Raw genomic sequence first — 22,794 nt, forward strand, 5'->3', positions numbered from 1 at the left:
CCTTCTCCTCCCTGTAAGTTGTAGGAATTTGCTCCAAATGCAGGTTTATTCCTCAAAGTTAGCGAAGATAATGCGGACTCCAAACAAAAAATCAGAATTTTTGTGACACTTGCGCAAATCCTATCTATATGGGGTTTCATTTGTCCCATTGTTTTTTCAATTGGTATAAAATTAAAAGCCCACAGGTCGTTTCATCCCAATGGTATATTTTCAAGATAGATAAACAATGTGAGGAAATTGTGAGGAAGGGAGATGAGTTCAGGGAGGGTGAGAAATCAGGTTTTTAGAATATGGAAAACAGCAGTAGAGACGCGATATATCGCGTCTCTAGATATGTTGCCAAAACCCTAAGATTAGTATAAAAAAACAATCACCATCAAAACCCGACTTCTAGGATGGGGGAAAAATTTACGAAAGTGTAGCGACACGATAATTTTGGCGATAATAGGCTTGGTACTCCTCACTCAGTAAAGGTTCCCACCATTGACGGTGATTGAGATACCAGATAACCGTTTGACGTAAACCTTCCGTAATTGTGACGGATGGACTCCAACCTAATTGGTTTTGAATTTTACTAGAATTAATTGCGTAGCGGCGGTCATGTCCGGGTCTATCGGTGACAAATGTGATCAAATTTTGGGATGGTGACACAGGTAAATTCTCCGCGAGTTCATCCATTAAGTCACATAATGTCCGAACTATATCAATATTTTTGACTTCGTTATTACCACCGATATTATAGTTTTCACCCGGTAATCCTTTCGAGAGAACCACATCTAAAGCACGACAATGGTCGCCGACATATAACCAATCTCTAATGTTACAACCATCACCATATACAGGCAGAGATTTACCGATAAGTATATTAATACACATTAAAGGAATCAGCTTTTCGGGAAACTGATAGGGACCGTAATTATTCGAGCAATTAGTGATAATGGTCGGTAAATTATAGGTATGATAGTAAGCCCGGACTAAATGGTCACTACCAGCCTTAGAAGCCGAATAGGGACTATTTGGTGCATAGGGAGTAGTTTCACAAAAAGCAGGTGCATCTGCAGACAAACTGCCATACACCTCATCCGTTGAAACGTGGAGAAAACGGTAATTATCCGGTTGATTGCGACTTAACCAGTGTTGACGAAAAGCCTCCAATAGGGTAAAAGTACCGACTACATTAGTTTGAATAAATGCACCTGGTGTGAGGATAGAGCGATCAACATGGGATTCTGCTGCAAAATGGACAATCGTGTCGATATTTTCTCCCCCTAATAAATCATCCAGCAAAGAGCGATCGCAAATATCACCCTTAACAAATCGAAAGTTTTCTTTCCCTTCCCATGCTGCTAAGTTGTTGCGATTTCCAGCATAGGTCAGCGCATCCACAACAATCACGCGGTCATCAGGATAACTTCCACACCAGTGGTGAACAAAATTACTACCAATAAATCCAGCACCACCGGTCACTAAAACTCGTCGCATTTTCCTCACTCCAGTTTTCAGACTATCGATAGTGTATCAATATTGATAGTCATGCATTTTGGATTTTGGGTGACCCATTAATTTTGATGGATGAGAAAAGGTGCGTAGTAGCGCTTATAGGCTTCATAAAACTTTTTCCAAGCGAAAGCCACAACTACGAACCCCTTATAACTTATGGGATAGACCACTACTTTAGCTTGAGAAACTTATCTAATGCGGCTACCATACTGGGAGGCCAACGGCGGATATTTCGCACCCAGTTTAAATCTTTATACCGAGTATCCAAACCAAATGCTGCCACCCAGTTACTTTCAGCCTCACCCTGCTCTCCATCAACCCATAACGCTGCTGTTAGAGCTGCACGAACATCCGCAAATTTGGGATACTTGCGCACAATTTTTTTCAATTCATGGATAGCTTCCGTTTTTTGTCCAATTTCATACAAAGCCAGTGCGTAATTTGCCCTAGCAAAAGCAAAATTAGGAGCAATTTCTGTGCATTTTTGATAATCCGCGATCGCTTCTTGCCAACGTCCCAAGCCAGCTTTTGCATTACCACGATTATTGTATGCCATCGCATCCTTGGGATCGAGTTCGAGAACATGATTATAATCAGCGATCGCTTCTTCCCAGCGTCCTAAACCTTCTAAAGCTGTACCCCGATTTAGATAGGGGTCAGTGACGTTAGGAGCCAATTTGATGGCTTCGTCATAATCTGTTAATGCTTCTGCAAGTTTATTTTGGCTGACCCGGGAATTACCCCGATTACTCCACACCGCAGCATTTTCCGGGTTTTTTTCCAAAATCTGCGTCCATAATTTTTCTGCTTGAGCAAATCGACCATTTTCGGTTGCGTCAAAGGCTGCATTTGCCCATTCACCAATCTGTTTGATAATGTCCGGGTTAGTACTATTTCCCATACTACCAACCTCAGCCCAAACTGGATTCACCCAGCTAAAAGTCAGCAAAAGGCTCAAAACAAAAGCAATTAGTCTAATCATTCTCTGTCCGACCGCGTTCCTTGATCATAATCATTTTATCGATATTCAGTCTCAGAGAGATTATTTTCCAGTTATACCAATTTGTAATTCGTAATAGCCTGCGGCAAAGCTTCGCGTACGTAATACCCGCTACGCGGGGAGCAAACCAAGCTACGTAATAGCCTGCGGTAAGCTGTTACGCGTCTACGTAATTCGTACTCCCTACTCCCTATTCCCAAGCTAAAAATTATCTGGGTTAAAATCGTCCATCCCCTCCTCTCCATCGCGTTTTGAGCCTAGCAATTCTAACTGATCAACGAGAATCACCGGAGCAGTGCGATTTGCCCCTGTGCGCGCATCAACCCAACTCTCAAACTTGAGAGACCCTTTCACGGCAATTTGTTTACCTTTGTGTACGTAATTTTTCGCAACTTCGGCGGTCTTACCCCACATTTCTAAATTAAACCAGTCGGTGTTATCTCCATCACGGGTACGCCGATTGACTGCTAGGGTTAACCGACACTTGACACTTCCGGAATCGAAGTACTTAATATCTGGCTCGATGCCAACTCGACCAATTAGGGTGACAACATTAATACTCATAGTTTCTGCCTTTTTAGTACTTGGGTACTGATTAGATAGTGATTTATATAATAGCGGATAGTTCTATATAAAATCTCTGTAAAATCTCCGAGCAAATGTTAGCAAACGTTAAGTTGATAAAAATTACTCCAATTGGGCACTAAAAACTTGCGGATATACGGAGAGAGTCGGAGAATAACAGAGAGTAGGAGTCTGAGATAGAGTAAAGATTACCAAAAGTTACATAAAACATAGTCTGCTTTACTAGACTCGGAATAAAAAAAGTAATAGAATCCAGCACGATTCTATCTTACGATCGTAGTCAAAAGTATTGCAAATAGGGGGCGAAAGAGGCGTGGGTCTTTTCAGCAAGTTTAATTTGTCGCGGGATATGGGTATCGATCTCGGTACCGCTAATACCCTGGTGTATGTTTCTGGTAAGGGGATCGTGCTACAGGAGCCTTCGGTGGTGGCGATTGACCAAACCGAAAAAATTGCCTTGGCTGTTGGCGAGGAAGCAAAAAAAATGCTAGGTCGGACTCCTGGAAATGTGGTTGCTCTCCGTCCTTTACGGGATGGCGTGATTGCCGACTTCGATACTGCTGAGTTAATGTTAAAAAACTTTATCCAGCGTGTAAACGAAGGTAAAGCTTTGGTATTACCCCGGATTGTGATTGGGATTCCCAGTGGTGTGACGGGGGTGGAACGACGAGCGGTGATGGATGCAGCAGCGCAAGCGGGAGCGAGGGAGGTATACTTAATCGATGAGCCAGTAGCAGCTGCAATTGGTGCAGGTTTACCTGTGGCTGACCCCACTGGCAATATGATTATTGACATTGGTGGGGGTACTACCGAGGTTGCAATTTTAAGTTTGCAAGGGACGGTTTTGAGTGAATCGGTACGGATTGCTGGGGACGAGTTGACCGAATCCATTGTCCAGTATATGAAAAAAGTTCATAATTTGGTCATTGGTGAGCGGACTGCTGAAGATATCAAAATCCGCATAGGTTCAGCCTATCCCACGGTGGAAGATGAAGAGGCGATTATGGAGGTGCGGGGTCTACACCTACTATCCGGATTGCCGCGTACAGTCACCATCAAAGGTCCAGAAATTCGGGAAAGTATGTCCGAACCCCTATCGGTAATTATCGAAGCTGTCAAGCGAACTTTAGAGAGAACTCCACCGGAATTGGCTGCGGATATCATCGATCGTGGTATCATGTTGGCTGGTGGTGGGGCTTTACTCAAGGGTATTGATACTTTAATTAGCCATGAAACAGGAATCGTCACCCATGTGGCTGCTGACCCCTTAAGTTGTGTAGTTTTGGGTACAGGTCGTGTGTTGGAGAACTTCAAACAGCACGAACGGGTTTTCAGCGCTCGTTCTCGTTAGCGATCGCCTGACGTTTCAGTTTGACTAGACCAACACTAGCATTTTATCGTTAAGGTGTTGGATTCAGTTTGCATGAATCCAATATTCCCCCAATATTTTATTTCTGTTGTCTTCACATAGTATGTTGTTCTATCGTACTATGTCGTGTTTTTTTATTTTTTAGTTTGTTGTCCGTGAATTGCAACTAGAGTTTTTAGGTATATATGTATACAGCACGTCGATGGTGGGAGCGTCGGGGCTTACAAATTAGTCTGTTAGGGTTAGTTGTTGGCGGGGCGCTAATTTTGCGGCAAACTCAGGGTGCTGCACTCTGGGAGATATATCAGGGGGTAACTGGTCCTTTACAGGAGGCATTATCCGCAATGCCAAGCCAACAAGAACAGTTAAACGATGCTCGGATTATGGAGTTGCAGACGCAGGTGGTGCGTTTGCAAAGTGAAAATGAGAACTTGAGGAAATTAAACGCCTACATTGAGAAAGACCCCAGGAAAGTCAAACCGATTATTGCCCGTGTAATTGCTCGAAGTGGGGATAATTGGTGGCAGCAGGTGACACTAAATCGTGGAAGCAGTGAAGGTGTAGAGGAAGGGTCTATTGTCCAAGCAGAGGGGGGTTTAATCGGTCGCATAGAATCGGTAACTTCCAATACAAGTCGGGTATTATTAGTAAGCGATTTTCAGAGTCAAATCGGGGTGACAATTGGTCGGACGGGAGCAAAGGGTGTATTACGCGGGAACGGCTCTTCGGAAGCGATATTGGAGTTTTACGAGAAAGTACCTAATGTTAAAATAGGCGACTTAGTTTCTACTTCTACCTATAGTCAGAAATTTCCCTCTGGTTTATCTGTAGGACAAATTAAATCTTTAGATTTGGAGAGACTACCAGCTTCCGCAGCCCAAGTAGAATTATTCCCACCGATTCGTTCCCTAGATTGGGTGAAAATATATCCAAACCCAGAAAATAAGTTAGAACAAACCACAGAAAAATCTAGTACAACTCAGCCAAAGTGAAAAGGCTTTCCCTCATGTACAGATAATAGAAATAAGGGTGAATGTATCAGCTTCTCTGCCATTTTTTCAGAGGATGTTTTAAAAGTCGATTTTAAGACTTAACAAGCTCATTTTTGGGGAGTAGGCAGCAGGGAATCGGCAGTTGTTGATAACGACAAATATTATACAGTTTGAGCCTATTTGCTGTCTTCCAGAAGTGATTGATAAAGTATTTATTGACACTTGACAAACATCCTCTAAATGGCAGCTTTAATATCCCCCTGCTGTGCCGGAATGATTTTCCATCTCCCGTCAAAAAGTGAATATCTAATTTTGGAATTTTTGAAGCAATTTTCTCCACCCGAAGTCCGATGGTTACTAATCTTTTATTTTTTCGCCGACCAAAACGCAGCCGATTTAGTTCTCCACCAGCCAAAAAACCGAAACGGAAGCCGAATGCATTATCCTTTGCAGGACAAAGAAAAGCCAAAAAACGTAAAAATCCGATTAAACCAGTGAGAAATTGGCATCCCCGCACTCGCCAAATTGTCGATGGAATCATCATTTTTGCCTCGGTGATGTTGTGTTTAATACTTATCCACACTCGCCTACCGGGAATGGAATTGCTTGGTATTGGTCCCAATTGGCTACTAATATGGGTTGTTGCTTGGAGTGTAAAACGTAACGCTTGGCAGGGTGCGTTGGCGGGTGTAATTATGGGTCTATTGCAGGATGGGATGACAAGTCCGCACCCAACCCACGTTTTAAGTTTAGGGGTGGTAGGGTTTCTAACTGGCTTAATGCAGAAACAAAAGTTTATTCAAGAAGACTTTATTTCTATTGCGTTAATTGTATTTTTGATGACACTGTTAGCAGATACAATATTTGCTGTCCAATTAATATTTGTTGGCGATCGCTTGGCTACGGATATTTGGATGTATTACCGTAAAGTAGTATTAGCGTCAGCGATTCTCAGTAGTTTATGGGCACCTGTTGTCTATTTTCCCCTGAATCAATGGTGGCAAAAACTTCGCCAGGCAGAGCAATTTTCTTAATTGTAGGGAGTAGGGAGTGGGGAGTTGGGAATAGGCACTGAGGATTTATAGCTTTGCGATCGCTAATTAGGGTCTGCGAAAAAAATTATTTTCGTGAGGTTAGGGAACGGGGAGTAGAGACGACCCGTTGGGTCGTCTGTGCAGGAAATAGTTTTAACCAAACAGATTCCAATTTTGGTAGACTGCAAAAATTACAAATGCCAGGTTTTTAAGTCAGCATTAGATTCTTGACGAATTCAAGCTAACTTATCCATAAAATCATCAATTTGTACTGATATATATTTTAAGAGACGTAGCAAATGGCTACGTCTCTTAATTTTTAACTACTTAAATCAGCAACACCCTGTTTTTTATACTGAGTTTTTATCTGGAGAATCCGACAAACAACTCGATGGGATTTCCGTGCGGGACAATGGTGATTTTTTCACCTCCTCATCATGGTGATGGAAGCGAATCCCCAGAAATATGTCGTACAGAAATCCGAGAAAATCCTTTTTGCTTAACAGTCCCAGGGATTGGTGGGAACCCTTTGCATCCAGCAGGGGTTTCATTTCATAATAGGCAGGTTGGTATTTGTACCAGGGTATGGAAGGCCAAAGATGATGCACCAGATGGTAATTTTGTCCTAAAATGAGGATGTTTAAAATGGGGCTAGCGTAAACACGGGCATTTTTCCAGCGATCGCGTTCTTGAAATGGCCGATGGGGTAAATAATCGAAAAATAACCCCAAGGTAATTCCCACCACCAAGGAAGGTACAAACCAAAAATTGAGAATAAAGCCCAAAAAATGATATTGAACAGAAATAAATATAATTGCAGCGACAAAAGCGCGACTGAGAAACCATTCTAGTAGTTCATACTTACGCCATAAGCGACGCTTGAAAAAAAAGATTTCGTGGTAAAAAAACCGCACCGCAATTAACCACAGGGGTCCACCAGTAGATACGTAGTGGTCTGGGTCGTTTTTGGGGTCGTTAACATGGCTATGATGCTGAAGGTGAACGCGGGTAAACACAGGGAACGCGAACGCCAACATCAAAGCGCTGCTGTGACCAAGTATGGCGTTCAGAATTCGATTCCGATGGGCAGATTGATGACACGCATCGTGAATTACAGTGCCAGAAATGTGTAAAGCTAGGGTATTTAAGCCAAAACACACCCATTTATACCATCCCCAAACCCAGTAGCCAAAGCATGACAGGATGACAATACCGACTGCTGCTAAAAACATCAACAAAGTCGGATTTAAGCCATCCGGTGCCATTAAATATTCCTTTGGCGGGATTGTCAAAGGCTTTTTTGCCTCCGCCGTCAGCATTATCAACTCCTTTCAACCAAACATTACGAATATACGACAGATATCGTTCAATAATAAAGTTTTATGTAGCAAGATTTATCCAGCATGGATGCATTGGCGACAAAATTAGCGATATGATGCCAATCTAGCGGTATCGTGCAGGGTAACTTATTCGGTGATTTGAGCAGATATTGTACGCGGTTGATGGCAAAATAATTTCGTCCGTGGGTCTGGCAAATCCCGAAATTCTGCACGAATCCAGATAGCATTAATCGTCATTCAAGGTGATTGCGTCGGTGAGAACATAAATCAAACCGCGTATCCTTTTATGATTATTCCCAGATAGCTCCTGATATTTACCCCTCCCTTATGCAACTACGAGAATCAATCCGTCGCACAAAAATAGTCGCCACAATTGGCCCAGCTACCAGTAGTCCAGAAATGCTTAAAGCAATTATTGAAGCAGGGGCAACTACCTTAAGGCTGAATTTTTCCCACGGTTCCCATGCTGACCATCAACGTAACATTCGCTTGATTCGTCAAACCGCCTTTGAATTGAATCAGCCAGTGGCAATTTTACAGGATTTACAGGGACCGAAAATTCGTTTGGGAAAATTTGAACATGGATCGATAGTTGTGAATAAAGGCGATCGCTTTACTTTAACGAATCGTCCCGTGGTTGGTAGCCAAGAAATAAGCTGTGTCACCTATGAGTACTTAGCTGATGAAGTCCCCGCAGGTGCAAGAATTCTCCTTGATGATGGACGTGTGGAAATGTTAGTCGAGGAGGTTAACCGTGACAAGGGTGACTTACACTGTCGCGTCACCGTGGGGGGAACCCTTTCCAATAATAAGGGGGTAAACTTCCCTGGGGTTTATCTGTCGGTCAAAGCAATGACAGAGAAAGACCGGGAAGATTTAATGTTTGGTCTTGATCAAGGTGTGGATTGGGTGGCTTTATCCTTTGTCCGTAACCCCCAAGACCTAATCGAAATCAAAGAATTAATTTCTAGCACCGGTAAACAAGTCCCCGTCATCGCCAAAATTGAAAAACATGAAGCCATTGAACAAATGGAGGCTGTATTAGCCCTGTGTGACGGTGTAATGGTCGCCAGGGGGGATTTAGGGGTGGAACTACCTGCGGAGGATGTCCCTGTCTTACAGAAGCGTTTAATCGCCACTGCCAACCGATTGGGAATTCCGATTATTACCGCCACCCAAATGCTGGATAGTATGGTCAACAATCCCCGACCAACCCGAGCAGAGGTTTCCGACGTTGCCAACGCTATTCTCGATGGTACGGATGCGGTGATGTTATCCAATGAGACCGCCGTCGGTAAATATCCAGAGGAAGCAGTTGCCACAATGGCACGAATTGCCGAACGGATTGAACAGGAAATGGCCCAAAATAGCGATCGCCATGCTGTAGATACCCGTCGTTCCATACCTAACGCCATCAGTCAAGCAGTGGGACAAATTGCCGAACAATTGGGTGCTAGCGCCATTATGTCGCTTACTCAAAGCGGAGCTACAGCTCGTAATGTATCTAAGTTTAGGCCTCGCACACCCATTTTAGCGGTTACTCCCCACGTCAGCGTCGCTCGTCAGTTACAAATGGTCTGGGGGGTGCAACCTTTGTTGGTCTTGGATTTCCCCTCTACAGGACAAACTTTTAAAACCGCTTTAGGAGTGGCTTTAGAACGGAATTTAGTGGCAGAAGGCGATATTGTGGTCATGACTGCTGGTACACTCCAAGGGGTATCTGGTTCCACTGATTTGATTAAAGTTGAGGTGGTAACTGCTGTCCTCGGTCAAGGTATTGGTCTGGGACAGGGTTCGGTGAGTGGACGAGCTCGAGTCACCCATACGGCAATGGATGCTAGCAACTTTAACCCTGGTGATATTTTAGTGGCAACAGGCACAAGTGCCGATTTTGTTGATGCCATTCGCAAAGCGGCAGGTATTATTACCGAAGAAGATAGTTTGACCAGTCACGCAGCCATCATTGGTTTGAGATTAGGTATCCCTGTAATTGTTGGTGTGTCAGGTGCTACTCAAGTTATTCGTGATGGTGCTATTCTCACGATGGATACGGAACGCGGCTTAATATATTCTGGTGCTGTAGGAGCGACGATGGTTGGTTCGTGAGTGGGGGAGTGGGGGAGTGGGGAATTAACAAAAACTTTACCTCCTGATTCCTATCTTCTCCTATTCTCCCCTACAAATAGGCTGAAAGTACCTCAATTGTTTGCTTGGCGGTTTTTTCCCAGCTAAATTGTTTGACTCGCTGGAGACCAAGATGGGAAAGATGCGATCGCAGTTGACTATCGCTGGCAATCGTCTGCATGGCGGCTGTAATTTCTTCTATGCTGTAGGGGTTGACAAGGATGGCTGCATCCCCTGCTACTTCTGGTAAGGAGGAAATATTAGAGGTAATTACAGGGGTTCCACAGGCCATTGCTTCCAGGACAGGGAAACCAAAACCCTCCCAGAGACTGGGAAAGACTAATGCAGTTGCACCACTAATTAGATTTGGTAAGTCGGCAAATGGGACGTAATCTAAAAATTTTACTTGTGGAGTGATTTCTAATTCTTGAACATGGGTTTGTAGAGTGGGGGTGAATCTGCGATCGCATGGTCCCGCTAACCATAACTGGTATTCTTTCAGGTGCGATTTTTGTTTGATTAATTTGGCAAAAGATTGAATCAAACGATGGAGATTTTTATAGGGGTCTTGTCTCCCTAGATAAAGAAAATAATTTACTTCAGATTCTACCCTATATAGGTTTGGGTGAAAATGAGCAGAATTATGGGCAAGTAAAATAGGTGTAATTTTACTGCTTTTAATTCCATAATATTCCTGAATATCTTTTGCTGTTGCTTGGGAGTTACAAATAATATGCTCTGCTTGTTTGAGTACAAAGGGCAAGTAATAACGAAAATATTGAGTCAGGGGAGAGTTTGGTTGGGGAAATCGCAAGGGAATTAAATCATGAACTTGGATAATGTAACGAGTTTTTGTGAAAATTGGTGCTTCCGGTTGGGGAGAAAATAGTAATTTCGCTTGCAGTTGGCTAGCTATTTTTGGTAATTTCAACTGTGTCCACAGCAGCCTTCGGAAATGTCCTTTTGTCCCCTGTAAGGGTGTCATATCACCGGGTATGGAATAACAGTTAAAATCTTGATAGGTTTGAGATGTTAATAAAGTCGGTTGTAATGATTTTAAATAGGGTAACAAATTAGTAATATAATTGCTGATTCCTGTCGGTTTTTCAAAGACTATTGATAAATTAACAATTAAATCATTCATGATTCTTTTTAATTATGATTAACAAATATTTCAATTTAATTAAGTTGATTTTATGAATCAAATTACACGAAAAGTATAAGAGAATGTTTGTCAAGTATTAATTATCACTATTTCGACTATCGTCCTGACTCTGGACATGAAGTTATAAAGCGGATTTTTCCTTCGAGAGTACAGACGCGACATGTCGCATCTTTTCCCATTTCCAAAAACGATAATTCAAAGATTAAAAATGACTTTTCAAACAATCTCTAAAATCTGATGATAAAAATATCTCAAAACACCATACAGCTTTCCCAAGGCTGTTTGCGGCTTGATTGGTATCAATACCACAGCATAAATTAATAAACGAATTAATCTCAACAATAAAATATAAGTCGGAGCATATCTTTTTAAAGTTAATAAATATCCATAGGTACTATGGTGAATTTTCCGAAAAATATATTTATTGGTAATTGAAGATGGACTATGATAAATCACTACTTTTTTTGTGACATAAATTTTATAACCAGCAAGAGCATAACGTCGGCAAAAATCAAAATCTTCGTAATATAAAAAATATGCTGGATCAAACTGGGGACATTGATGAAAATTCTGTAAATTAATAATCAAACTACATCCCGATACCCATTCGCATTCTGCCACATCCATATCCGTCAACAAATTCACATGAGAAATTGCACCTGTATGGGAATTAAAGCGACCTCCAGCAAACCATATTTCCTGATTTGGTGTCTCTGTCATTGTCCCCAAAATTGATATGTCAGGATGCAAATCAAAAAAATCCTCAATTATACTCACAACATTATCTCGGACATAAGTATCAGGGTTAATTATCCAGACAATTGCCTTATTTTCTCGCTCGTAAATATATTCCAAACCTATATTACAACCACCACCAAATCCTAAATTTACTGGTGATTCTAGCAGGATAATTGGATGATGTGTAGATAATTGCTTCATCCCATTATCCTGGGGAGAATTATTGACAACTACAACTTGATAATTCCCATTAACAAATTTGTGGAAAGAGTTAATTAAATTCTGAATATATTCACTAGCATAGTAATTAACAATTAAAAAATAAATCATTGAAAAAATGACAAATAATTAAAACCAAAACATACCATCACGTTAATTCAATTTGACAATCATCACCAATCATAAACCTTAACGCCTTCGGACGACGAGATGCAGCACCTAATATTGCCCTTTGACCAACCACACTATCAATAATACGTTGATGGATACGAGAAATTTTTGCCGATTCTAAAATCACACTATGCTCCACATCAGTTTCAATTAAAACCACATTATCGGCAATACTTGTATAAGGACCAATAAAACAATTCTCTAAATAACAATTTTTGCCAATCACCACCGGACCCCGAATTGTCGAATTAATAATCTGGGAACCTTCACCAATACTCACCCGACCGATAATTTGACTCTGGGAATCCGTTTGTACTTCCACCTGCTTCTCTAAATAGGTATCCAAAATCAAACGGTTTGCTTCCAATAAATCATCCTTTTTTCCCGTATCTAACCACCATCCCTCCAACTGACAAGCTATCACCTGCTTCTGATTATCAATCAAACATTGGATTGCATCGGTGATTTCCAACTCCCCCCGTAAAGAAGGCTTAATTTGCGCGATCGCATCATGTATCGTTGCGGCAAAAAAGTAAACACCCACCAAAGCCAAATTAGATGGAGGATGTTTCGGCTTTTCTACCAAATTAATTACATTTCCATCCCCATCGATTTGCGCAACACCAAAAGCACTAGGATTTTCCACATAGCGCAACAAAATCAACGCATCCGGTTGTTTTTCAATAAACTGAGCTAAAAACAACTTTAAATCGCCTTGCTGAATCAAATTATCCCCTAAATACATCACAAACGGCGAATCCCCCAAAAAAGGACGAGCAACCTTCACCGCGTGAGCAAGTCCAGCTGGTTCATCCTGCAAAATATACGTTATTTTCGCACCAAATAAACTTCCATCACCGGTCTTATTTCGCACCTCTTCCCCAGTTTCCGGACTAATCACAATTCCAATATCGGTAATTCCTGCCGCCACCATTTCTTCAATTCCATACCATAAAATCGGCTTATTCGCAACCGGGACAAGCTGTTTGGCTCCAGTATAAGTAAGTGGGCGTAATCTTGTACCTTTACCACCAGATAGAATTAGTGCTTTCATCGGTTTAACTGTGATTGTGAACTGCTGGGATGGAAAATAATTGGGGAGTAGTCCTCATGTGCTGTGTACACCAGAACCTACGAAAGTGGTTTTTCCCACTCCCTACGCCCTTTGGGTACGCGCAGCGTTGTCGTAGACTAGACGTGTAGCGTCTACACTTTTAAGCTAGAGAATCGCATGAGGAGCTTTATAATTATATATCTCAGTATTTACGCATTATTGAGTATTCCCATTCCCAATTCCCCATTTTCCACCTAGATGTATTAAAAACTTGTAGACAAATGAAATCTTTACTGTAGAATCAAAACCAACTTCCAACGTATAAAATACTTATTTTTGGGGGGTAGGCTTATTAATCCTGTGAGCAGTTTAGCAGATGCCAAGCTGACACCCGATGCAGACTCCGAGGTCTTGCAAATTTCGGGAGGGCATCAATTGCACGGTCACGTCAGAATCAGTGGGGCAAAAAATTCCGCACTGGTTATTATGGCTGGTGCCCTATTATGTGGTGATGATTGTCGCATCCGCAATGTGCCCTTACTGGCAGATGTGGAGAAAATGGGACAGGTACTGAGTTCCCTGGGAGTTCAAATTGAACGCCACGGGGAAACTCTCGATATTAACGCCAAGGATTTTTGCAGTTCCAAAGCACCATACGAATTGGTGACACAACTACGGGCAAGTTTTTTCGCCATTGGTCCAATTTTAGCCCGGTTAGGGGTGGCACAAATGCCTTTACCAGGTGGTTGTGCAATTGGAGCGCGTCCCGTAGACTTGCATGTACGTGGACTACAGGCAATGGGGGCAGAGGTACAAATCGAACATGGAATTTGTAATGCATTTGTACCCGGTAGTAGCCGACGACTCAAAGGGGCAAAAATCTACTTGGATATGCCAAGTGTGGGTGCAACGGAAACCCTAATGATGGCAGCAGTTTTAGCTGAAGGCGAAACAATTATTGAAAACGCAGCCCGAGAACCAGAAGTGGTCGATTTAGCCAACTTCTGTATTTCAATGGGAGCAAAAATTCAAGGGGCAGGTAGCAGTACAATTACAATTAATGGCGTTACCCAACTTCACGGTACAGATTATACAATCATTCCCGACCGGATTGAAACTGGAACTTTTATGATTGCGGCTGCCATTACCCGCTCCGAATTATTGTTATCCCCGGTTGCACCAGACCACTTGATTCCTGTGATTGCCAAGTTGCAGGAAGTAGGAGTATCAATTATTGAAGAAGCTGCTGATTGTTTGCGGGTTCTGCCAGCAGAACATCTACGTGCAACCAATATAGATACTTTGCCCCATCCAGGTTTTCCGACGGATATGCAAGCACCGTTTATGTCTCTACTAACCTTAGCGGAAGGTGACAGCATTATTAACGAGACGGTGTTTGAAAATCGCTTGCGTCACGCATCGGAGTTAAACCGCTTAGGTGCGGACATTCGTGTTAAGGGTAATACAGCCTTTGTCAAGGGAGTATCCCACCTATCTGGTGCGCCAGTTTTAGGAACGGATTTGCGTGCGGCTGCGGCATTAGTTGTAGCGGGTTTAGCAGCAAGTGGAACAACGACAATTCAAGGTTTACGCTCTCTCGACCGAGGATATGACCGCCTTGATTTGAAGTTACAACAACTAGGGGCTAAAGTTAAACGCGTGAGCGAAATTATTAATAGTCCGGATGTGGGTAGTAACGGGGTGGTATCACCAGAATCTGTAATCACTTCTTAAAATCCTGATTATCGGGATTGTAACTACCTAATTAGAGCCTACATCAGTGGGCTTTTTTTGTTGTTCAGGGACTCCTGCTTTGTCCCATTAATTTTGATGGGTGAAGAAAGGCACGTAGTAGCGCTAGTCTACGATAACCCTGCGGGTATAGAGCCTATACTAGTAAAGTTCGGAGCTAGAGCCACCACTACAAACCCCTCATGGTTTATAGGATTTCATGAAAATTTTGACACATTTTCGACTACCCACCGGGTCGTCTCCACTCCCCACCAAATTAATCCCAAATCGAAAATGGTTTTACTTTCGGTTTGGTGGCTTCAAACGGGAATACTTTGTGCTGGTTCTTAGGGTTTTCCTACTTGTATGTCTTCCTGTCACCCGCTTTTGCTTCTTTTGATCCGGTAATAGCCCTTTTATACCCTTTTTTTGCAACCGTTTAATCGCCGAACTAGTCCAATCGCTGACGTAATGACTCATTGCCCCAAATTCTAACCCCCAAAATCCGGCTAGAATTTCCCAACGATAGCTATCCATGAGCAACAAAGCCATATTCCCGACTTCACGCCACTTTAACTCCCAATTAGCAAACTTTTCGGCTACTAGCAGCGCCAAGAAGACAAACACACACACAATTGTCGCAAAATAAAGAATCCTCACCGTCGTCCCAATCAACGGTCCATGAGACAAAATCGAACGATGGCGTAAACTTCTTTGGTAGGGCAACCAAATCCAGCGCAATATTCCCCAGCGTTTATATTGGATTGAATATATATCCAAATCGGGGCCAAACATCAACCCACCAAACAAAAAACCAGCCGCAACCACCAATGTTAATTTGGTGCTGCGAGTGTACCAAAGGCTCAATCCCGCTACAATTGGCAATGTCCAAAGGGTAATCCGGTCGTGTGTACGGCCTAGGGGCATAGGAGTAAAAGCTGAGTCTTGCGCCCTCAGTCGCGAATAGGTATAAAGTTCAGTATAAAAGTTAGTGCCTAATTAGAGGAAAAAATTTTTTCCCAAAATAGTAGCGCGATTAGCAAAGTTCTGCTATATTAAATAATCGTTGAGCAGTTAAGTAAAACGGCAAAACAAACGGACGGTTAGCTCAGTTGGTAGAGCTCCTGCCTTACAAGCAGGCTGTCACAAGTTCGAGTCTTGTACCGTCCATTGCATTGGAGGGACTTTAGTATAAGTACCCTAACTAAGTAGCTTACCAAACTCATCTTTTTTAGCTCAATACTAGCTCAAAAGTGAAGATAGCACGATAGGATTGAGCTACTAAATCAGTATATCCATTCAAGTTTTGATTGTGATCGCATAAACTCTTATGAATCCTCTCCCCGTTTACGGTGCTATTCGTCAACCGGATCTTTCTCAAAACAGGGAGAGGTTGGGAGAAGAGTTGTATAATTTGAGTTCTACTCTGAACCGCTTGGATACCCTAATATTGGCGATTATCCACTTCCTGCTTTAACCGCTTGAAAATATTTAATAAACCAATTCCCAATTTTTTTCCGGTTTGGGTGACAGGAGCAAAGGGACAGCTTTTTGTATCTGCCGCACCATTAACTTTACCACCAGCAGTCAATTTATCCAAAAAGAGACCATTGTCAAAATAATGTTCCATTTTGGTAATTTTCAAATTATCCGTCACATGGGCAACAGTTGTACCAATAATTTCCACCATCTCACCGGTGGGAGCAAAACCCTTGTATTCCCCCTGAAAATGTCCCCAATGTCGCCATTTAAAGGTGACAATTGGCGGTCCAGAATAGACTTCCAGCACCTCCCAGGGAAAACCTTGAGGAAAGCAAGAATGGAATAACTCATGGGAAGATTCCAAAGTCTCTTCTGAAGACTTATAAAACTCCGAATCACCCATAAATACATTATAGGTTCCCTTTTGTCCCACTTCCGTTGCGGTGTATTCCCTTCCCCCATTGGTACTAATCCGAAATTGCTCATTGACAACCGATAGCCACTGTTGGGGGTTAGTTTTAAAGGATACCTCCATTTCAAAGGTGCGTACCAAATTTTGCACCAAAGCTTCTAGGGAACCTTCCGCATGGCTACAAATGCTTTCTCTTGCTAAATTTTCCTTGGAACGGGTATAGTCAGGAACTTTACCATTACGCCATTCCACATTTGCTTGGGCACTATATTTAATTACCGTATCACGGTCTTGAACCCAAAGCGGCAAATTATTGGTGTTGATTGTACTCATACAAAAACTCGATTTCAAAGTGTGTGGATCGAGATTTGCGCACAGATTCCCTTTTTTGTTAGTTGTTAACAGTTAACGTTTAACGGTCAACCGTTAACCGTTAACCAATTAAAATTGACCACGAATAGCATTTTTCATTTCTCGTACAGCACGTTCCATCCCGACAAGTGCAGCGCGACTAATAATCGTGTGACCGATATTTAACTCCTCCATACCTGGTAAACTAGCAACAGGATATACATTCCAATAGGTTAAACCATGCCCTGCGTTGATGCGTAAACCTGCTTTAATAGCTAAATTACACCCATTAGCCAGATAATCTAGTTCCTGTTGAAGACTAATTTCGTCCCTTGCTTCCGCATACTTACCGGTATGGAGTTCAATAAACTTAGCTTGTGTGATGGCAGAGGCTTCAATCTGTGAAGGTTCCGCATCGATAAATAGGCTGACGGGAATACCACCATCTTGTAACTGTCCCACAACCTCCTTCATTTTAGCAAGCTGTCCAGCTACATCCAACCCACCCTCAGTCGTTATTTCCTCACGTTTTTCTGGGACAAGGGTGACATAATCTGGTTTAATATCGAGGGCGATCGCAACCATTTCCGGAGTTGCTGCCATTTCTAAATTTAAATGGGTACGCACAGTTTGTCGCAAAATCCGCACATCCCGCTCCTGGATATGTCGTCGGTCTTCCCGCAAATGGACAGTAATCCCATCTGCACCCGCTAACTCCGCTAAAACTGCTGCTGCAACTGGGTCTGGTTCAACCGTTCTGCGAGCTTGACGAATCGTGGCAATATGGTCAATATTTACCCCAAGTGTTGGTGTCACCCTGATTTTCTCCTCAATCGCAACTGCTTCAGATTCTGTATTTTAGCAAACAGAAGAGATGAACCGAGGATTATCTTTGCTTTCTCGCTGGAAAATAGGGAGTATGCAGAAAAAACCCGCTTTCATCGGTTCTGGTGTAAGCATTAAATGTAGGCTGCTCAAAACTTAGGTTAAAATGGCATTACGTCGATTTCACACGAGTTAAGTTATAAGCCTTAAGTAACAGCTTGATTACCTTTATAGACATAATTTTTGGTTAGACCTATGGTTCCAGTCATTTCGGAACATATTGAAGTTACCCAGGGAATATGTGGTGGTAAACCACGCATTGCTGGACATCGCATCACTGTACAGAATGTAGTAATTTGGCATGAACGGTTGGGGATGTCACCTGATGAGATAGTATCACAATACCCAGGCATAACTTTAGCGGATGTATATGCAGCCTTAGCTTACTACCATGACAATTTAGAAGAAATTAGAACTGCGATCAGGAAAGACGAGGATTTTATCAAGCAAATGCAAAGGCAAACAAATTCCAAATTGCAACAAAAAATAGGAAATCAAGATGTCGAAGATAATTCGCTTTCATCTTGATGAGAATGTTACCAATATTATTGCAGAAGCTTTGCTTTGCGTCGTCGTCGCATTGATGTGACTACAACTTCAGAACAAGGATTAATTTCGGCTTCAGACGAGGAACAGTTGGCATTTTGTTTGTCCCAATCAAGAGTTATTTTTACTCAAGACACAGATTTTTTAAGACTTCATCATCAAGGGGTCAGTCACGCTGGTATCGTTTTTTGTTCCCAGGGAAGTCGTTCTGTTGGTGAAATTATACGCAGCTTAGTATTAATTTGGGAATTATTAGAAACTGAAGAAATGCGACAGCATCTTGAATTTATTTAACGTGAGTAGTCCTGCGGAGAAGCTCGCTACAATTATCCTGAACTATAATTCATGCTCAAATTCAGCAACGTTTACCGATATGATTACAGGATCAACGCTTTTTCTCCTATATCCTGTATCTGTATTCTTCAATTCTGCTGTAATATTTGACGATTAAGTTGCTGTGGTGCAAGCACCATAATTACTTCTGGGGTTTGGGTAAATAGGTGTAGAAATAATTTTTCGGCTGTATCTTTTGGGTTAATTTCGTAGATTTTACTATCGGTTTCATTCACAATTAACTTCCAGGAATATCCCTGTTCAGTCAGGGTTTTACCATAAAATTCCATCACCTGGTTAATAGAATCTGGTGTTTGCAGAATACTGATTTTATTACCCGTCTTTTCCTTCTGGGTGGGTGCGATCGCAATACGGGATGCTTGACTACGGGGATATTTGGGGAAATCTGGATATCCGGAAAATTCTAAACTGGTTAATTTAACAGGATTGGGGTTGGTGGGAGATGGAGAAGGTTGGGCGATCGCAACTGGTGTAGATGTTGGGGTAGGTTTTGGCTTTGCTGCTGTGGGAGCAGGTTGTGGTGTAGATGTTGGGGTAGGTTTTGGTTTTGCTGCTGTGGGAGCAGGTTTGGGAGTAACTACTGGTTTAACTCCAGGGTCGGCTTTTTTCTCGATTTTCCCTATTTTTTTCTCCGTTGCAGTTGGAGATATTATTGGTGTGGGGACGGGTGGAGTGACTACTGGTTTAGGAACCGGAACTTGAGAACTGACGATTACATTTGCTCCAGTGGGGATGGATGGGAGGGAAGCAGAAACATTATCCCCAACAATTAGTTTTGCAGGTGTCTTTTTTTCCTGTTGAGCATATATTTCCCATTTAGGTGATTTGGGGATAACTTCAACGGGTTGGGGAGAGGGATTTGAATTTTCTGATTGAAAATTATGTTGATCACCAAAAAAAGGAATAAATGCCGAAACTGTACGAAGAGTAATTGATGTCACCATCATCAACAATATTATCAAGATAATTTTACGCTTTCTTGGAGACAAACGGGCAATGGAAAAGTTTTTCAACATATTCATCTTGGGTGTAAAAAATAGATGGATATTCAACAGCAAAATTTCACGGTAGCTACACCCAATCCCATCAGTTGAAATTTTTTCAAGTTCAAATACAAGTTCAAATAATTGAGTAGTAATTTCACCGTAGTTTACTTACACGGGAAAGCTGCTACGATGAAATTGAAAATTCACAAAAATCGCGTTTTCCCGTGATTATCTGTTCATGGAGAGATTTATTCTCTAAACCCGTCTTCTAGACCCGCAAAAAATTTGACTGCTCAGTAGGTGGGTCAGAAAAAACATAACTATACTGTTGTGATTGTCAGGAGGTACAATAAAGCAATTACAAGGATTTTGGATGCTGACATTTCGTAACTTAGCTAGCTTTATTTGTGCCCACCTAATTACAGTTTGGAAAATTACAAAGTAAAATTACAAAATCCTATATCGCTGTCCTAGATGACTTAGAAAATCTGACATGTAGGGTTGTTGACTGTTAACCGTTGACAGTAAACAGTCATAGACCGAGACGCGCTTAGTTCGACTTCTCTATGAGAAAACTCTCCGTAGGATACAGCCAAAACCAATATTTTTCACTACATAAATCAGATTGCGATACTAGCCGAGGAATCTGACTCAAATTCTGGTAATTTCAGAAAACCCCTGATATCCCCATTTCGATTCTTGAACACACTAAAAAAAATATATATCGAAAGTAGGAACTCAAAAATGGAAATTTGTATTACAATAGGAGAGTGTTTTCTCAGGTTGGCTAAAGGTACACCTATTTAGAAGCAGCTACTTCATTCCACATTATAAAAGGGAAACCCCCTGAATCCAAGTATAGCTAGATTCAAGGGTGAATAAATTGGTAAATAAACCGTAAGTATTCAGGGTAAGTCAGAAAACTTAGACATCATTAATGTCAACAGTTTATAGCTGTCTTCTAATGACGGCCGTTTTTTTGGAAAAGACCGAAATAGTCTGTTTCCCATTACACCAATTCAGATTTGGCAAAAATGACAAAAATCAGGTACAAATACGACCCTTATCTGCCAAAAAATTAATTAACCGAAACGTCCACCGATGTAATCAGCTGTTTGTTGTTTAGAGGGGTTATTAAAGATAATCTCTGTTTTATCAAACTCGATTAAATTACCCAAATACATAAAAGCAGTAAAATCAGACACACGAGCCGCCTGCTGCATACTGTGGGTAACGATCAAAATTGTCACATGGTTTTTTAATTCACCAATTAACTCTTCAATACTACCCGTAGCAATGGGGTCAAGAGCAGAAGTTGGTTCGTCAAACAAAACGATTTCGGGGTCAGCAGCCAAAGCACGAGCAATACACAAACGTTGCTGTTGTCCACCGGAAAGAGCAGTACCGGGTTCCTGTAAACGGTCTTTCACCTCATCCCACAACGCAGCACCGCGTAAAGCCTTCTCAACTTTTTCACGGACTACAGCCTTTCTTTTTTCTCCCCGTACCCGCAACCCGTAGGCAACGTTTTCAAAGATTGATTTAGGGAAAGGGTTTGGTCTTTGGAAAACCATGCTGACCCGCATCCGCACTTCAATCGGGTCGATTTTGGGACTGAGAAGATTTACTCCGTCGGGTTGGAGGGCAATTTCTCCCTTATACTTATTACCAGGATACAAATCGTGCATCCGGTTAAAGCAGCGTAGTAAGGTGGTTTTACCGCAACCAGAAGGACCGATTAACGCCGTTACTTTTTTATCGTAAACAGGCATCATGATATCCTTGAGGGCGTGTACCTTACCACCGTAGTAGAAATTGAGGTAATTAACCTCAGCCTTCAGGGGAAGTTGTTTTGATGAGTCTTTCATTTCTACCATTTGATGTTCTTCCGTAGACGATAGCGAAGATAAATAGCGATACCGTTCATAGCCAAGGTCATAACCACAAGCACAAAACCAGCAGCAGCAGCAGCAGTCTGGAACTCGACCTGGGGACGGTCAGTCCAGTTGAACATTTGGATGGGTAAAACCGTGTAGGGGTCAAACAGTCTAGTTGGTAAGAAGGCGATAAAACCAACCGCACCAACTACAATTAGGGGAGCAGTTTCACCAAACGCTCGTGCAAGGGCAATAATAATCCCGGTGAGGATTGTGCTAAAACAGTAAGGAAGGATGTGATCCCAAACCGTTTGCCATTTAGAAGCACCACAAGCATAGGATGCTTCACGGATGCTACCGGGGATAGCTCGAATTGCCTCACGGGTGGCAACGATAATAATTGGTAGAATGAGCAATGCTAGGGTTAAGCCAGCCGAGAGAACACTACGGCCAAACTGTAAACCGTAAACGAATAAACCCAAGCCTAAGAGACCGTAAATAATTGAGGGGACCCCAGCCAAGTTAGCAACGTTGATTTCGACTAAATCGGTAAACCAGTTTTTGACGGCGTATTCTTCTAGGTAAATACCTGCGGCAATTCCCAGGGGGATTGCGGCGATAGCGGTGACGACAATTACAGAAATACTTCCGACCCAAGCAGCCAAAATACCGGCTTCTAGGGGGTCACTACCCGCAAAGGAAGTAAAAAATTGCCAATTCAGACGGGGTAAACCATCGAAAAATAAATCAACCAGCAATGCTAGTAAAGTACCAATTGCAACCAGCATCGACACTAAACCAACGATGCTAAAAATGCGGTCTGATTGCTTGTTACGGGCAATAGTTTGGCGGATTTGTTGGATGTTTTGACTTGTCATA

At 42.1% G+C, this 22,794-nt stretch carries 21 protein-coding genes and 1 tRNA gene; 9 read left to right on the forward strand and 13 right to left on the reverse strand.

Features of this window, described 5'->3' with window-relative positions:
- Nucleotides 1-408 precede the first annotated feature (408 nt).
- From rfbB to CDC37_RS07365, 3 genes are all read right to left on the reverse strand, one after another.
- Nucleotides 409-1,482, reverse strand: coding sequence for a dTDP-glucose 4,6-dehydratase (gene rfbB / locus CDC37_RS07355; RefSeq protein WP_096621174.1), 1,074 nt, complete (start codon nucleotides 1,480-1,482; stop codon nucleotides 409-411).
- Between the two features lie 187 nt (nucleotides 1,483-1,669).
- Complete coding sequence (locus CDC37_RS07360) at nucleotides 1,670-2,482, reverse strand: tetratricopeptide repeat protein (RefSeq protein WP_096621175.1); 813 nt, start codon at nucleotides 2,480-2,482, stop codon at nucleotides 1,670-1,672.
- 219 nt (nucleotides 2,483-2,701) lie between these two features.
- Entirely contained in the window at nucleotides 2,702-3,064 is a 363-nt protein-coding gene (locus tag CDC37_RS07365) for a single-stranded DNA-binding protein (RefSeq protein ID WP_096621176.1), read from the reverse strand.
- 370 nt (nucleotides 3,065-3,434) lie between these two features.
- Here CDC37_RS07365 and CDC37_RS07370 point away from each other — a divergent pair, with 370 nt between their 5' ends.
- The 4 genes from CDC37_RS07370 (at nucleotide 3,435) to CDC37_RS24065 (ending at nucleotide 6,692) form a co-directional block, all read left to right on the forward strand.
- The gene (locus tag CDC37_RS07370) at nucleotides 3,435-4,436 is read left to right on the forward strand and encodes a rod shape-determining protein (RefSeq protein WP_096621177.1); all 1,002 of its coding nucleotides are present in this window, start codon (nucleotides 3,435-3,437) and stop codon (nucleotides 4,434-4,436) included.
- 203 nt (nucleotides 4,437-4,639) lie between these two features.
- Nucleotides 4,640-5,446 (forward strand): rod shape-determining protein MreC, encoded by an 807-nt coding sequence (gene mreC / locus CDC37_RS07375; protein WP_096621178.1) that lies wholly within the window; start codon nucleotides 4,640-4,642, stop codon nucleotides 5,444-5,446.
- 350 nt (nucleotides 5,447-5,796) lie between these two features.
- Nucleotides 5,797-6,480 (forward strand): rod shape-determining protein MreD, encoded by a 684-nt coding sequence (mreD, locus tag CDC37_RS07380; RefSeq protein ID WP_096621179.1) that lies wholly within the window; start codon nucleotides 5,797-5,799, stop codon nucleotides 6,478-6,480.
- Between the two features lie 53 nt (nucleotides 6,481-6,533).
- Complete coding sequence (locus tag CDC37_RS24065; protein ID WP_157780672.1) at nucleotides 6,534-6,692, forward strand: hypothetical protein; 159 nt, start codon at nucleotides 6,534-6,536, stop codon at nucleotides 6,690-6,692.
- A gap of 138 nt (nucleotides 6,693-6,830) precedes the next feature.
- Here CDC37_RS24065 and crtR read toward each other — a convergent pair whose 3' ends face one another.
- A complete protein-coding gene (gene crtR / locus CDC37_RS07385; protein WP_096621180.1) occupies nucleotides 6,831-7,799 on the reverse strand; it encodes a beta-carotene hydroxylase in 969 nt (322 codons plus the stop codon).
- Between the two features lie 348 nt (nucleotides 7,800-8,147).
- Here crtR and pyk point away from each other — a divergent pair, with 348 nt between their 5' ends.
- Entirely contained in the window at nucleotides 8,148-9,926 is a 1,779-nt protein-coding gene (gene pyk, locus CDC37_RS07390) for a pyruvate kinase (RefSeq protein WP_096621181.1), read from the forward strand.
- A gap of 70 nt (nucleotides 9,927-9,996) precedes the next feature.
- Here the strand turns inward: pyk and CDC37_RS07395 are convergent, their stop codons facing one another.
- From CDC37_RS07395 to CDC37_RS07405, 3 genes are all read right to left on the reverse strand, one after another.
- Nucleotides 9,997-11,088 carry a glycosyltransferase family 4 protein gene (locus CDC37_RS07395; protein ID WP_096621182.1) on the reverse strand — a complete coding sequence of 364 codons (1,092 nt, stop codon included), beginning with the start codon at nucleotides 11,086-11,088 and terminating at the stop codon, nucleotides 9,997-9,999.
- Nucleotides 11,089-11,325: 237 nt separating this feature from the next.
- The gene (locus CDC37_RS07400) at nucleotides 11,326-12,177 is read right to left on the reverse strand and encodes a glycosyltransferase (RefSeq protein ID WP_096621183.1); all 852 of its coding nucleotides are present in this window, start codon (nucleotides 12,175-12,177) and stop codon (nucleotides 11,326-11,328) included.
- Nucleotides 12,178-12,214: 37 nt separating this feature from the next.
- Nucleotides 12,215-13,291 carry a glucose-1-phosphate thymidylyltransferase gene (locus tag CDC37_RS07405; RefSeq protein ID WP_096621184.1) on the reverse strand — a complete coding sequence of 359 codons (1,077 nt, stop codon included), beginning with the start codon at nucleotides 13,289-13,291 and terminating at the stop codon, nucleotides 12,215-12,217.
- 336 nt (nucleotides 13,292-13,627) lie between these two features.
- Between CDC37_RS07405 and murA the strand changes: the two genes are divergently transcribed.
- A complete protein-coding gene (gene murA, locus CDC37_RS07410; RefSeq protein WP_096621185.1) occupies nucleotides 13,628-15,025 on the forward strand; it encodes a UDP-N-acetylglucosamine 1-carboxyvinyltransferase in 1,398 nt (465 codons plus the stop codon).
- Nucleotides 15,026-15,322: 297 nt separating this feature from the next.
- On the opposite strand, the gene CDC37_RS07415 is transcribed toward murA, so the two are convergent.
- Nucleotides 15,323-15,949 carry a metal-binding protein gene (locus CDC37_RS07415; protein ID WP_096621186.1) on the reverse strand — a complete coding sequence of 209 codons (627 nt, stop codon included), beginning with the start codon at nucleotides 15,947-15,949 and terminating at the stop codon, nucleotides 15,323-15,325.
- A 170-nt stretch (nucleotides 15,950-16,119) separates the two neighbouring features.
- On the opposite strand from CDC37_RS07415, the gene CDC37_RS07420 reads away from it, so the two are divergent.
- A tRNA-Val gene (locus tag CDC37_RS07420) sits at nucleotides 16,120-16,192 on the forward strand.
- A gap of 274 nt (nucleotides 16,193-16,466) precedes the next feature.
- Here CDC37_RS07420 and CDC37_RS07425 read toward each other — a convergent pair.
- Together CDC37_RS07425 and CDC37_RS07430 are read right to left on the reverse strand one after the other, a co-directional pair.
- Nucleotides 16,467-17,249: an ester cyclase gene (locus CDC37_RS07425; RefSeq protein ID WP_231943277.1), complete on the reverse strand. Its 783-nt coding sequence runs from the start codon at nucleotides 17,247-17,249 to the stop codon at nucleotides 16,467-16,469.
- A gap of 108 nt (nucleotides 17,250-17,357) precedes the next feature.
- Nucleotides 17,358-18,083 carry a pyridoxine 5'-phosphate synthase gene (locus tag CDC37_RS07430; RefSeq protein WP_096621187.1) on the reverse strand — a complete coding sequence of 242 codons (726 nt, stop codon included), beginning with the start codon at nucleotides 18,081-18,083 and terminating at the stop codon, nucleotides 17,358-17,360.
- A 264-nt stretch (nucleotides 18,084-18,347) separates the two neighbouring features.
- Between CDC37_RS07430 and CDC37_RS07435 the strand changes: the two genes are divergently transcribed.
- Entirely contained in the window at nucleotides 18,348-18,680 is a 333-nt protein-coding gene (locus CDC37_RS07435; RefSeq protein WP_096621188.1) for a DUF433 domain-containing protein, read from the forward strand.
- A gap of 36 nt (nucleotides 18,681-18,716) precedes the next feature.
- Entirely contained in the window at nucleotides 18,717-18,992 is a 276-nt protein-coding gene (locus tag CDC37_RS07440) for a DUF5615 family PIN-like protein (RefSeq protein ID WP_231943282.1), read from the forward strand.
- A gap of 128 nt (nucleotides 18,993-19,120) precedes the next feature.
- Here the strand turns inward: CDC37_RS07440 and CDC37_RS07445 are convergent, their stop codons facing one another.
- The 3 genes from CDC37_RS07445 to pstA all read right to left on the reverse strand — a co-directional run bounded on the left by CDC37_RS07445 (nucleotide 19,121) and on the right by pstA (nucleotide 22,793).
- Nucleotides 19,121-20,074, reverse strand: a complete 954-nt coding sequence (locus tag CDC37_RS07445) for a hypothetical protein (RefSeq protein ID WP_157780673.1) — start codon at nucleotides 20,072-20,074, stop codon at nucleotides 19,121-19,123.
- A 1,046-nt stretch (nucleotides 20,075-21,120) separates the two neighbouring features.
- Nucleotides 21,121-21,915 (reverse strand): phosphate ABC transporter ATP-binding protein PstB, encoded by a 795-nt coding sequence (gene pstB / locus CDC37_RS07450; RefSeq protein ID WP_096621190.1) that lies wholly within the window; start codon nucleotides 21,913-21,915, stop codon nucleotides 21,121-21,123.
- Nucleotides 21,909-22,793 carry a phosphate ABC transporter permease PstA gene (pstA, locus tag CDC37_RS07455; RefSeq protein ID WP_096621191.1) on the reverse strand — a complete coding sequence of 295 codons (885 nt, stop codon included), beginning with the start codon at nucleotides 22,791-22,793 and terminating at the stop codon, nucleotides 21,909-21,911. The genes pstB and pstA overlap by 7 nt, the downstream gene beginning before the upstream one ends.
- Nucleotide 22,794 lies beyond the last annotated feature (1 nt).

Source organism: Calothrix sp. NIES-3974 (assembly GCF_002368395.1).
In the GTDB taxonomy this organism is placed as follows: domain Bacteria; phylum Cyanobacteriota; class Cyanobacteriia; order Cyanobacteriales; family Nostocaceae; genus NIES-3974.